The sequence below is a fragment of the Acidovorax sp. LjRoot194 genome (assembly GCF_964253015.1).
Taxonomy (GTDB): Bacteria; Pseudomonadota; Gammaproteobacteria; order Burkholderiales; family Burkholderiaceae_C; genus Acidovorax.
The window spans coordinates 3,954,128-3,966,152 of record NZ_CAXUQB020000001.1 but is presented as its reverse complement, the minus strand read 5'-3'; the positions used below and the strand labels follow the sequence as shown (position 1 = coordinate 3,966,152).

Below are 12,025 nucleotides of genomic sequence, written 5' to 3'. Positions count from 1 at the left end.
GGTCGATCACCTACCAGCGGTGATCGAAGCCGCGGCAAATCGATTCGGAAGGCGCCGTGTAACGGCGCCAGCGCGCAGCGCTTGCGGGGTTTGTGGACACTCATATCGCGCAGCGATGTGAAGTGGCACAAAACCCCGGTCGCTCACCCACCGCCAGTGGTCGACGCCGCTGCCAATGTGATCGAAAAGCGCGATGTCGGAGCTTCACAACCGGCACATCCCGCTGCCCCTGTAGGACACCATCTGAAATCGCCGGCCCGGCCACGCCAACCCCATTGGCATGCGTTACAACGGCGGCACCGCGTGACCGGCCCGCCCATTCTGGCAAGGCCGCACGCTGCCTACCGGAGATTTCACCATGCACTTTCGTTCTGCCGTCCTGTTCCTCGTCGTGCTGGCCATCGCCGCACTGGCCTTCCTCAACTGGCCGATGCTGGCCGTCCCCACCACTGTGTCGCTCGGGCTGACCACGGTCGAGGCGCCTTTGGGTCTGCTGATGCTCGGCCTCACCACCTTGCTCGCCATCTTCTTCGTGGCCTATGTGCTGTCGCTGCAGGGCTCCGTGCTGCTGGAGACACGCCGCCACACCAAGGAAATGCAGGTCCAGCGTGAACTGGCCGACAAAGCCGAGGCCTCGCGCTTCACTGAACTGCGGCACTTCCTGGAAATCCAGCAGGGCCAGGCCCACACCGCTGTGCTGGCGCGTCTCGATACGTTGGAGCAGCGCCTGGCCACCCGCGTTGAAGAGTCAGACAACGCCACCGCCGCCTATGTGGGCCAGCTGGAGCATCAACTTCGCACGCGTGATCAAGCCCATCAGGTGGTCACACCCATCGTGTAGCCGCAGGCGAAGCTGGCCAGCAGCCAGCCGCCGAAACATGGCCAATCACAATGAAAGCAGCCGCGTCACCTTTTCAAGTGACGCGGCTGTTTTTTTAACTGAGGTTCAGGCCGTCGGGCTCAAAGTGGCCGTCAGACCGGCAGTCGTGGTTACTTCTGCGTCAGCACCCAGGCCGCCAGCTTCTTGGCATCGGCGTCGTTGACTTGCGCATTGGCGGGCATGGGGACCGGGCCCCAGACGCCCGCGCCGCCCTTGATGATCTTGGCGGCCAGCTTGTCCACAGCATCCTTCTGACCGGCGTACTTGGCCGCCACGTCCTTGTACGAGGGGCCCACCAGCTTCTTGTCCACCGCATGGCAGGCCATGCAGTTCTTGGCGGTGGCCAGCGCCTGGTCGGCCATCGCGGGGGCCGCAACCGACAGTGTCATCGCGAGAGTGATGAGGGTACGCTTCATGGTGGGTTTTCCTGTGGGTTGGGTTACAGTTCTTTTAATGGAATTGTAGTGACTCGGGTTGACATGGCGGTGTCTCGGGTCAATCGAGCGTTTGACGGTATTTTTGGAGACTGCGATGTATCTGCTAGGCCTTTCACTCATCTTGCTGGCGCTGAAGTACTTCGAAATCGGCCCCTTCGCCACCATGTCCTGGTGGTGGCCGCTGGGTTGCTTAGCCGCGACAACCCTATGGTGGGCCTGGGCTGATTCCTTCGGATATACCAAACGTAAAGAGATGGAAAAGATGGAGCAGCGCAAGCAGGACCGCATCAACAAGCACAAGGAAGCTCTGGGCATCCGTCCGCGCAAGCCTCGCTGAGGCGTGCCACGGCCTGGCTCTGGGGCTGTGCGTCCGTCGCGCAGGCTGCTGGCCCAGGGTCAGCTGATAGGTTGCAGCCTCAGGCTGCCAAAAACAAGACGCCCATGGCAACGTGCCATGGGCGTTTTGTTGTTTCAGAGGGGCGAGGCGGGCTGACTCCCAGACCTGCCTAACCGCACATCCATCGATAACGTTCAGTAAGCGTCCAGCACCGCACCCTTGCTCGCGCTCGATGCATTGAAAGCAAACTTAGCCTGCACGCCGCGGGTGTAGCGCGGGGCGGGGGCTGTCCAAGCGGCGCGGCGCTTGGCGATTTCTTCTTCCGCCACGTTCAGCTCCAGCAGCAGCTGGCGCGCATCGATGGTGATGCTGTCGCCTTCGTTGACGAAGGCAATGGTGCCGCCCGCCGCCGCTTCAGGCGCCACGTGGCCCACCACCATGCCCCAGGTCCCTCCGGAGAAGCGGCCGTCGGTGATCAGGCCCACGCTTTCGCCCAGGCCAGCGCCGATCAGCGCGCCGGTGGGGGCCAGCATCTCGGGCATGCCGGGGCCGCCCTTGGGGCCCAGGTAGCGCAGCACCATCACGTCGCCGGCCACGATCTTGCCCGCCAGGATGGCTTCCAGCGCAGATTGCTCGTCATCGAACACGCGGGCCGGGCCGGTGATGACAGGGTTCTTCAGCCCGGTGATCTTGGCCACGGCGCCTTCGGGGCTGAGGTTGCCCTTCAAGATGGCCAGGTGGCCCTGCGCGTACATGGGGTTGTCGATGTTGCGGATTACGTCCTGGTCGGCACGCGGCACATCGGGCACGTCCTTGAGCACTTCGGCAATGGTCTTGCCGCTGATGGTGATGCAGTCGCCATGCAGCAGGCCGGCGTTGAGCAGCACCTTCATCACTTGCGGAATGCCACCTGCGCGGTGCAGGTCCACGGCCAGGTACTTGCCGCTGGGCTTGAGGTCGCACAGCACGGGGGTCTGCTTGCGGATGCGCTCGAAGTCGTCGATGTCCCATTCCACGCCCGCCGTGTGGGCGATGGCCAGGAAGTGCAGCACGGCGTTGGTGGAGCCACCGGTGGCCATGATCACGGCCACGGCGTTCTCGATGGCCTTCTTGGTCACGATGTCGCGGGGCTTGAGGTCCATCTTGATGGCCTCGATCAGCACCTTGGCCGATTCCTTGGCCGAGTTCATCTTCTCGTCGTGCGGGTTGGCCATGGTGGACGAATACGGCAGGCTGATGCCCAGGGCCTCGAAGGCGCTGGACATGGTGTTGGCGGTGTACATGCCGCCGCACGAGCCGGTGCCAGGGATGGCGCGCTTTTCGATCTCCTTCAGATCGAAGTCGCTGAGCTTGCCGGCGGCGTTCTCGCCCACGGCCTCGAACACGCTCACGATGTTCAGGTCCTTGTCCTGGTAGCGGCCCGGCAGGATGGTGCCGCCGTACACGTAGATGGCAGGAACGTTGGCGCGCAACATGCCCATCAGGCCGCCGGGCATGTTCTTGTCGCAGCCGCCGACCACCAGCACGCCGTCCATCCACTGGCCGCCCACGCAGGTTTCGATGCAGTCGCTGATGACTTCACGGCTCACCAGGCTGTACTTCATGCCTTCGGTGCCCATGGCCATGCCGTCCGAGATGGTGGGCGTGCCGAACACCTGGGCGTTGCCGCCGGCTTCCTCGATGCCGGCGATGGCCGCGTCGGCCAGCTTCTGCAGGCCGCTGTTGCAGGGGGTGATGGTGCTGTGGCCGTTGGCTACGCCGACCATGGGCTTGACGAAGTCGCCCTCTTCATAGCCCATGGCGTAGTACATGGACCGGTTGGGCGCGCGCGACTTGCCTTGCGTGATGTTGGCGCTGCGGTGGTTGATGGGCTGGATCGGAATGGTCTTGCTGTCTGCCATGGCGTTGTTCCTGGTGGGGAGTGAGTCGTTGTAATGGGAAGACGCCGCAGGGAGGGCGCACGGGTCTTCGGCTGTCGGGGTGCAAGTATGCGAGGTTTGGACGGGCGTTTCCAATCCCTTTCGCGGGCTTCAGTAATATATAAAATATATCAATCGATCATCACCGCAATGAAAGAAGCACTCATCGACGTGCGCGCCTGGCGCCAGTTCGTGACTGTGGCCGAAGAGCTGCACTTCGGCCGCGCCGCCATTCGCCTGCACATGACCCAGCCGCCGCTGACCCAAGCCATCGCGCAGATGGAGCGATCACTGGGCGTGATGCTGTTCGACCGCACGCGGCGCCGCGTGGCGTTGACCCCGGCAGGCGAGGCGCTGCTGCCCGATGTGCGCGACTTTCTGGAGCGCGCGCAGGCGCTGCCGGTGCGGGCGCGTGCGGCAGCGGCGGGCGAGGTGGGGCGGGTGCGGTTGGCGTTCGTCTCCACCATCGGCTTCGAGCGGCTGCCCGAATGGGTGCGCGACTTTCGGGTGCTGTGCCCGCAGGTGTCGCTGGAGCTGGTAGAGGCCACGGGCGACGTGCAGCGTGCCCTGTTCTCCCGGGGCGAGCTCGATGCCGGGCTGATGCTGCATTCGCCCGGATTCGCGCCCCCTGAACTCGCGCGCCTGACCGTGGCCGAGGAACCGCTGGTGCTGGCGCTGCCGGCACGCCACCCCCTGGCGCTGGCGCCGCGCCTGCATCTGCCCGAGGTGCTGGCCGAGCCCTTGGTGATCTTCCCGCGCCGCATCGTCCCCTCGCTGCACGACACCGTCTTCGCGCTCTACCACGCGGCCGGGCGCGTGCCCGTGGTGGCGCAAGAGGCCATTCAGATGCAGACCATCGTTAACCTGGTGTGGGGCGGCCTGGGCGTGGCCTGGGTGCCCGAGAGCGTGACCCAGTTCCGCCGCGAGGGCGTCGTGTACCGCGCGGCTGATGCGTTCGGGCCGGCCGCCACGGGCAGGGCGCGGGTCAAGACGCCGAAGGTTGCGCCCGAGCCCCTGCTGCCCGTGTGCGAGACCAGCCTGGTGTGGCCCGCCGCGCTCAACAACCCGGCCCTGGCCCGGTTCATCGACTTCGTGCGCGAGCGTTCGGCGGCGGCTTGATCAGCCCGCGGCGGCAGGAGCGCCCCGGCCCCGCACAAACAGCAGCCCTGCAGCCACAGCCAGCAGCGGAAGCGCCACCGCGTTGATGGCCGTCCACCCCACGCCGCTGAGCAGCGCGCCCGAGGCAAAAGACATCATTGCCGCCACGATGCCGTTGGCCAGCTGCATCAGCGCCTGGGCCTGCCCGCGCTCCTCGGGGGCATGGTTCTCTGCCAGCAGCGTGGTGCCCGAGATCACCATCAGATTCCAGCCCGTGCCCAGCAGAAACGAGCTGGCCAGAAACTCGGTGAACGAGATGCCCGACAGCGCCACCACCGCGCTCGCTGCCAGGCACGCCGCACCCACCGCCGCCACGTTGCGGCTGCCGAAGCGGTCCACCAGCACACCCGAGAACAGCGCAGGTGCGAACATGCCGATCACGTGCCACTGGATCACCTGCGCGGCCGATGCTGCGGAAAAACCGCACACCTCCATCGCCAGCGGCGTGGCGTTCATCACCAGGATCATCAGGCCGTGGCCGATGGCCGTCATCACCACCGCCGCCCGCAGGCCGGGCCGCACCAGCAGGCTGCGCATCGCCGCCATGCCGCCCGCCGCCGCCTTGGGCGCCACGCCTTCGCGCAGCAGCGCCATCACCGCCCAGCCCAGCGCGGCCAGCACCGCAATGGCCAGGTACGCGCCCGCCAGCGGCGTGGTCAGCACATTGCGCGACCACAGCGCCAGCGGCGGCGCAAACACCGCCGCGCACAAGCCGCCCGCCACCACGCAGGCTGCAGCACGGCCTTTTTGCGTGGGGTCGACCGCCTCCAGCGCCGCATAGGTGTAGTAGCCCGACGAGGCCTGGTACGCGCCGATGGCCAGCGTGCCCGCGCAGAAGACCGCAAAGCTGCCCCACTGCACGCCCACCATGCTCACCAGCCCGCCCGCCACACCAAAGAGCGCGCCGGCCTGCAGCCCCGCGCGCCGCCCCCGGCGCTGCATGAACAGCGACAGCGGCTGCACCGCCACCAGGTTGCCCAGCACCAGCAGCGCCAGCGGCAGCGTGGCCAGCACCGGCCAGGGCGCCAGCCGCGCGCCAACGATGGAGGTGAGCGTGATGCCGATGATGGAGCAGCCCCAGTACAGGGCCTGGCCCGCAAACAGCAGGCGAACGGACGCATTGCGCAAGAGCAGCATGGATCGACTTTCGGTGGCGCGCCGCAGGGGCGCAAAGCAAGGGCGGTGGGGTAGAGAGGGCGCGGTGGGGCGAGAGTCAGTCGAGCAGCGCCCCCGCGCCAAAGCGCTGCGCATACGCCTGCGGGCTCACGGCTCGGTGCTTATGAAAGCTGCGGCGCAGGTTCTCGGGGTGCTCGAAGCCGCACAGCCGCGCGACGGTGGAGACCGATGCCTGGGCCTGCGAAAGCAGGTTGGAGGCGGCCTCGACCCGAACGCGCTCCACATAGCGCCCAGGCGTGGTACCCAGTTCGCGCTGGAACACGCGCGTCAGCGTGCGCGGCGGCATGCAGGCCTGCTCGGCCAGCGCATCCAGCGACAGGTCACCGCCCAACTGCGAAGGGATCCATTCCAGCAGCGCCGCCAGCCGCGGCGCATGCCGGGTTTCGGGCGCGAGCAGGGCGCTGAACTGCGCCTGCCCGCCCGGGCGGCGCATGAACATCACCAGCCGCCGCGCCACGGCCAGCGCCATGGGCCGGCCCAGGTCGGCCTCCACCAGCGCCAGCGCCAGGTCAATACCCGCCGTGACGCCGGCCGATGTGAACAGGTGGCCGTACACCGCGCTGGCCGCATCGTAGGTGTGCAGACAGTCATCGTCCACCTGCACCGCGGGGTAGTCGCGGCGCATCAGGTCGGTGCGGCACCAGTGGGTGGTGGCATGCAGCCCGTCGAGCAGCCCGGCATGCGCCAACAGCAGCGCGCCCGAGCACACCGAGCCCATGCGGCGCACCTGCGGCTCTGCGCCGCGCAGCCATTGCTGGAGTGTGGTGTTGTCCAGTTGCGCCATGACGCCATCGCCGCCAGCGACCAGCACGGTGTCCAGCTGCGCCAGGTCCAGCGTGGCCCAGCCGGCATCCGCCACCAGCGCAAACCCTGCCGATGTGGTGACGGGCCCGGCGGCCTCCGCCACCAAGTGCAGCGCATACGCCGGCGGCAGGCCGTGGCCCGCGCGCTCGGCATTGGCTGAGCCGAAGACCTGCAGCGGGCCGACTGCGTCCAGGCTCATGACGTCAGGGTAGATCAGGCACGCCACGGTGCGGATGGATGGGGGCATGGAATCAGTGTCGGTGTTTGCCCCATTGGCTGCAATGACAACCATCCCACACATTTGGCCAGATTCAGCCTAGCGAGGGCATACCCAGAATAAAGCGGCCTCGCGACGCGTCGGCGCCTAGTTGGTGCCGCCTGCAGGCGTGCGATGGGGCTAGACTTCCGCTATCGGCCAGGAGCGGCCAGAAGCGGTCTGAGGAGGCAGATGAAAGCGGACGCTCAACGTCTGACGTGAGGGGCGCCGTAAGGCGTCCCGTTGAGTGAAGGGTGGGGCCTCGCGCAAATTTTGAATTTCACAGATCACCCTTCATATCGAACGCAAAAGAGCGGGCAACAAACGGAAAAGCATTCCGCCAGCAGAAGCAATCGAATTGATCGCCCCGGTACCGTCCGCCATGCCTTTGGCGGCCCAGACAGCAACTACCACTGCTGCTGACAAAGTACAGACTTTCCAATGCTCCATCCGTGGGGGCTTTGAGATCAGCGCAATAACTGCCACGAAGGTGGTCACCATCGTGAGAACAGACGCCAGAAAGGTGGCAAGCGCTGTGTTCATCTTCGCATTGCGCAGTAGGCCCAACGTGACGTACCCCGCAAAGCCTGCGAGATAAACTGGACCGTGCGGGATATTCTGGACATTGATTCCTCCGGGAAGTGCTTACAGCATGGGTTTGCAAGCAAGCACCCGTTTAAATGCCCAGTTATAAAACTTCTGCGAAATCCGGCAAGCGTTAAGTCCGCAAACTATAGCGTGCCAGTAGGCTGACCTTGCCCGCCTTCTGTACGCTTTGGGCGCCGATCAATCTGAATCAATGGCTGCTTTAGGGACGGGATGGCTACTGTCGGCTTAGGGCCGAGGCTGTGTGGAAACGCGCAATGAGCATGTGAACCAGCCCGTACCGCGTCACTGGGCCTCATTTTCCAGCAGCACTGCTGTAGGGCCGTTTCTTGCGCACCTGGAGCCTTTTGACGCCTTCCTAAAGGCTTTTTCAGCCTGTAAAAGCCAACAAAGGCCTCACGCCTTCACCATCCGCATCGTCTGCGCGATATCCATCACGCTCATCACCCGCTTGAGGTTGTAGGCCAGCACGTGCAGGCTCATCTCGGTGCCCACGTGCTTGAGGGTCTTCATCAGGAAGTGCGTCGAGCCCATCCAGTGCTTGAGCGTTCCGAAGACATGCTCCACCGTTGATCTGCGCAATGTCATCGCCTCGGGATTGCTGTCCAGCCGTTGCTGCACGCGCTCCAGCACCTCTTCGTGCTCCCAGCGGCGAATGCGCCGATTGCTGCTGGTCGTGCACTGTGCTTTGAGCGGGCACTTGGGGCAGGCGCTTGACCAATACAGGTGCAGGTGTAGCCCCTTCTCCGTCGTTGCAAATCGGTGGATCGCACGTTCGCCTGCGGGGCATTGGTACTCGTCATCCTTGGCGACGTAGATGAAGTCGCCTTTGTCGAAGCGGCCCTCAGCCTTCGCGTTCGATGTCATCGGCTTGGGCACGAAGGTCGTGATGCCAGCGTCTTCGCAGGCCTTGAGCTGCGGGCCGCTGAAGTAGCCTCTGTCGGCGAAGGCTTGCAAGCCCTGGCTCCCCATAGCCTGGTCTGCGGCACAGGCCATGTTGTGCAGTTGTGCACGGTCATTGCCAACGTTCGTCACCTCGTGCGCGACGATCAAGTGGTGCTTGACATCGACGGCGGTCTGCACGTTGTAGCCCACCAGGCCCGATCCCTTGGCCTGGGTGGCCATCGAACGCGCATCGGGATCAGTGAGGGAGATCTGGCCATCGGGCAGGCTCTTTAGATGCTCCTTGAGACCATAGAGTCGCCGCATCTGATCGCGCAGCTTCTTTAGTTTCTCCTGCAGTCGTTCCGTCTTGGCTTCCACCTCTGCGGGCTGTGTGCGGTCAGCGGTCTCCAGCGCGTCCAGGTAGCGCTGGATGCTCTGCTCGATCTGCTGCTGGCGGGCCTCGATCTTGCCGGGCGTGAAGTTGCGGTCACGGCTGTTGACGGCCTTGAATTTGCTGCCATCGATGGCCACGATTGCCTGTGAGAAAAGGTTCAACTTTCGGCACATGGCGATGAAGCGCTTGCAGACGTTGCGGATGCCCGTGCCGTTGCTTCGGCGGAAATCCGCAACGGTCTTGAAGTCCGGCGCAAGGCGCCCGGTCAGCCACATCAGCTCAACATTGCGCTGGGCTTCGCGCTCCAGCCTGCGGCTCGACTGGATGCGGTTGAGGTACCCGTAGATGTAGAGCTTGAGCAGTACGGCCGGGTGATACGCAGGCCGTCCAGTGACCGCAGGATTGACCCCATCGAAGCCCAGGGCCCGAAGATCCAACTCTTCGACAAAGACATCGACAACGCGCACCGGGTTGTCCTCTGCGATGTAATCATCCAGGCACTCCGGCAGTAGGGTGACCTGTTGTCGGTCTTCGCCTTCGATGAATCGCTTCATGGGGCACCTCGCTTGAATCGGGTGCCGTTATTTTAATTTTTAGCAGCGGTTTAGGGTTGGGTTTTCACACAGCCTCGTCTTGAAGTCTGGTGCAAGGCGCCCGGTCAGCCACATCAGCTCGACATTGCGCTGGGCTTCTCGCTCCAGGCGGCGGCTCGACTGGATGCGGTTCAAGTACCCGTAGATGTAGAGCTTGAGCAGTACGGCCGGGTGATACGCAGGCCGGCCAGTGACCGCAGGATTGATCCCATCGAAACCAAGTGCCCGAAGATCCAGTTCGCCGACAAACACATCGACAACGCGCACCGGGTTGTCCTCTGTGATGTAGTCGTCCAGGCACTCCGGTAGCATGGTGACCTGTTGCCGGTCTTCGCCTTCGATGAATCGCTTCATGGGCGCCTCGCTTGAATCGGGTGCCCATGATTTTAGTTTTGAGCCGCAATCGTGGGTGGGGTTTTCACACAGCCTCGGCCCAAAGCAGACGTCTTGGCCGAGGATAGCGCCACAAATTGTGCAGGGAGGTATCCTCGCAGGCTCCGCGCTAGTGCCACATCAAACCTTGCACCGAATATGGATCAACGCGACGCAGCAGCAATAGCTGCCCCTCTTGAAGCCGCTATAGGCCAACTTTCGATGGCGCTACTGGAAGCGGAGGCACGTTTGGATGACCGGGCTCTTGAGTCCTTCAGGCGCTTGATCGGCATACATGTTGGCAAGCTGTCTCATGAGTTGCTTGACCCAATCTACGCTGAGCATCCGAGCGTGATGCCAAAAGGCTTGAGGGATTGAAGGCCCCCGCACGCCTCCGGCTGCTCCTGGCCGATTCTGGTCTTCGTAGCCGCCCATCATCTTAGGTTTCGCATGGTTCACCTAGACTGCTCTGGTATATGGTTCGGTTCACAGTTGGATGAGAAACACCTCTTCCAGTGGGCTGCGGAGATCCCCGGCTTTTTGCGCTGGGAGCAAGACATCTTGGTAATTCGCTCTCGGCTGTCCGAGGCCTCCCTGCGAGATCTGCTTTCATTGTTCAGTCGCTACGAGATTCCGATGGGGCAGCTTGCTCAGTTTCAGACATCCAAAAACGAGTATTGGTTTGCTGCGCCGCACATGTACTGGCACGAGAGGGTGTTCGGCAGCCCGAAACCTAACCGGGCGTTGCAGCGGACCGCCCCGAGCGTCCGCTGACCTCGAACGTCAGGCATTGGCATCATGCACGAGCAGATCCTCCAACTTGATGCACCAAAAAGCCGCAACCGGCTACTTCTGTCAGCGTCCTGCCGGCCGGCTGGTCATCACACTTGTCACGACGTGGCCACCTTGACTTGCACGTGCGCGCCGTCCACGAGCTCGCGCAGCCGCTTGTGCATTGAGCCGGTAAGTCCGTAGTGTTCGCGCGCTGGGGCCGGGTTGAGATTGTCAACTTCGTACTTTCCTTCGCGGAAGATCGGCATGGTGACGAACGTGTAGCACTCGCCAGGTCCGGGCACCTTGTCGGCAGCGTGGAGCTGCTCGACCAAGTTCGGCAGGAACCACTCGTCCGCCAGCTCCGATTTCAGAAGGCTTTCGAAATGCTCGACGGAGTCGGCTACCTGCGTCAGCTCGGCAATACCTGTGTTCAACCACCACACGCCCCCGGAATCGGGCTCGATGAACACGTCGCCGAGCGATGAAAAGAGCCCGGTATGAACGGCTCGCGAAGGAGCCAGCCCCACGACACTGCGAGTTCTTGGAGGGCCTCGAGCGGAGGAGTGAATGTGAGCGAAGACCAAGCGACCGACATGCGAGACCTATCCTGTCAATGACTGCTTGCGGGCGAATGGTATTCGCTCGGTTGTGGAAAGAGGATCGCCCTTGGCGTCCAATTTGGACAGGCTTTTGCTGTGTCCGCTGGCCGATCTGAGTCATGGCATCGGCGTCGGCATTGCTGTTTGTTCAAGACCCACGCCGAACCTCCAACAGGGCCTGAAGATCAGTGGAGCAATCTGCACAAACGCATCTGCAATGGCGCGCGAATCCAACTTTCAATGTCGGAAACTCGGGCGCTTCCTCAGTTTGGGTGTTGATGACTTTCCCGAAAAATCAATGTCATCGCTCCCCTGGGTCCATCATCGGGAGGTGCATGCGCCCGGCGGCAGATCAAACCGTTTGCGATTGCAGATAGTTCTGCAAGCCCACCTTGTCGATCAGACCAATCTGCTTCTCCAACCAGTAAGCGTGGTCCTCTTCCGTGTCGCGCAGTTGCAGCAGCAGCAGGTCGCGGCTCACGTAGTCGCGCACGCTTTCGCACAGTGCAATGCCCTGCTGCAGGGCCGCACGCACTTCGTATTCAGTGGCCAGGTCCTTCTTCAGCATGTCTGGCACGGTCTCGCCGGGCGTGAACTCTTTGGGGCGCATGTCGGGGCGACCGCCCAGCATTAGGATGCGGCGCAGCAGGGCGTCGGCGTGCTGGGTTTCTTCCTGCATCTCGTGGTCGAGGCGGGTGAAGAGCTTGGTGAAGCCCTGGTCCTCGTAGATGCGCGAATGCGCGAAGTACTGGTCGCGCGCGGCCAGCTCGCCGCGCAGCAGATCCTTGAAATAGTCGATGACTTGGGGGTTTCCCTGCATGTTGTTGTCCTTGGA

The 12,025-nt window shown here is 63.5% G+C and carries 11 protein-coding genes and 1 pseudogene; 3 read left to right on the top strand and 9 right to left on the bottom strand.

Annotated elements, in window-relative coordinates; all coding sequences use genetic code 11:
• The first annotated feature begins 358 nt into the window (after window positions 1-358).
• On the top strand, window positions 359-841 hold the full coding sequence (locus ACSQ3N_RS17965; RefSeq protein WP_056169702.1) for a hypothetical protein: 483 nt from the start codon (window positions 359-361) through the stop codon (window positions 839-841).
• Window positions 842-990: 149 nt separating this feature from the next.
• On the opposite strand, the gene ACSQ3N_RS17960 is transcribed toward ACSQ3N_RS17965, so the two are convergent.
• Entirely contained in the window at window positions 991-1,296 is a 306-nt protein-coding gene (locus ACSQ3N_RS17960; RefSeq protein WP_056169700.1) for a c-type cytochrome, read from the bottom strand.
• 115 nt (window positions 1,297-1,411) lie between these two features.
• On the opposite strand from ACSQ3N_RS17960, the gene ACSQ3N_RS17955 reads away from it, so the two are divergent.
• Window positions 1,412-1,654 carry a TIGR04438 family Trp-rich protein gene (locus ACSQ3N_RS17955; RefSeq protein ID WP_436147006.1) on the top strand — a complete coding sequence of 81 codons (243 nt, stop codon included), beginning with the start codon at window positions 1,412-1,414 and terminating at the stop codon, window positions 1,652-1,654.
• Window positions 1,655-1,848: 194 nt separating this feature from the next.
• Here the strand turns inward: ACSQ3N_RS17955 and ilvD are convergent, their stop codons facing one another.
• Window positions 1,849-3,555, bottom strand: coding sequence for a dihydroxy-acid dehydratase (gene ilvD / locus ACSQ3N_RS17950; RefSeq protein ID WP_436147005.1), 1,707 nt, complete (start codon window positions 3,553-3,555; stop codon window positions 1,849-1,851).
• 168 nt (window positions 3,556-3,723) lie between these two features.
• Here ilvD and ACSQ3N_RS17945 point away from each other — a divergent pair, with 168 nt between their 5' ends.
• On the top strand, window positions 3,724-4,692 hold the full coding sequence (locus ACSQ3N_RS17945; protein WP_436147004.1) for a LysR family transcriptional regulator: 969 nt from the start codon (window positions 3,724-3,726) through the stop codon (window positions 4,690-4,692).
• Here ACSQ3N_RS17945 and ACSQ3N_RS17940 read toward each other — a convergent pair whose 3' ends face one another.
• The 7 genes and pseudogenes from ACSQ3N_RS17940 to bfr all read right to left on the bottom strand — a co-directional run bounded on the left by ACSQ3N_RS17940 (window position 4,693) and on the right by bfr (window position 12,010).
• Window positions 4,693-5,868, bottom strand: coding sequence for an MFS transporter (locus tag ACSQ3N_RS17940; protein ID WP_436147003.1), 1,176 nt, complete (start codon window positions 5,866-5,868; stop codon window positions 4,693-4,695).
• Between the two features lie 76 nt (window positions 5,869-5,944).
• The gene (locus ACSQ3N_RS17935) at window positions 5,945-6,958 is read right to left on the bottom strand and encodes a GlxA family transcriptional regulator (RefSeq protein WP_436147002.1); all 1,014 of its coding nucleotides are present in this window, start codon (window positions 6,956-6,958) and stop codon (window positions 5,945-5,947) included.
• Window positions 6,959-7,261: 303 nt separating this feature from the next.
• Window positions 7,262-7,510: a hypothetical protein gene (locus tag ACSQ3N_RS17930; protein WP_436147001.1), complete on the bottom strand. Its 249-nt coding sequence runs from the start codon at window positions 7,508-7,510 to the stop codon at window positions 7,262-7,264.
• Between the two features lie 459 nt (window positions 7,511-7,969).
• Window positions 7,970-9,406, bottom strand: a complete 1,437-nt coding sequence (locus ACSQ3N_RS17925) for an IS1182 family transposase (protein WP_056171779.1) — start codon at window positions 9,404-9,406, stop codon at window positions 7,970-7,972.
• Window positions 9,407-9,481: 75 nt separating this feature from the next.
• Window positions 9,482-9,799 (bottom strand): annotated as a pseudogene (locus ACSQ3N_RS17920) (transposase); the annotation flags it as partial.
• Window positions 9,800-10,707: 908 nt separating this feature from the next.
• Window positions 10,708-11,061: a T6SS immunity protein Tdi1 domain-containing protein gene (locus ACSQ3N_RS17915; protein WP_436147000.1), complete on the bottom strand. Its 354-nt coding sequence runs from the start codon at window positions 11,059-11,061 to the stop codon at window positions 10,708-10,710.
• A 481-nt stretch (window positions 11,062-11,542) separates the two neighbouring features.
• Window positions 11,543-12,010, bottom strand: a complete 468-nt coding sequence (gene bfr, locus ACSQ3N_RS17910) for a bacterioferritin (protein WP_436146999.1) — start codon at window positions 12,008-12,010, stop codon at window positions 11,543-11,545.
• Window positions 12,011-12,025 lie beyond the last annotated feature (15 nt).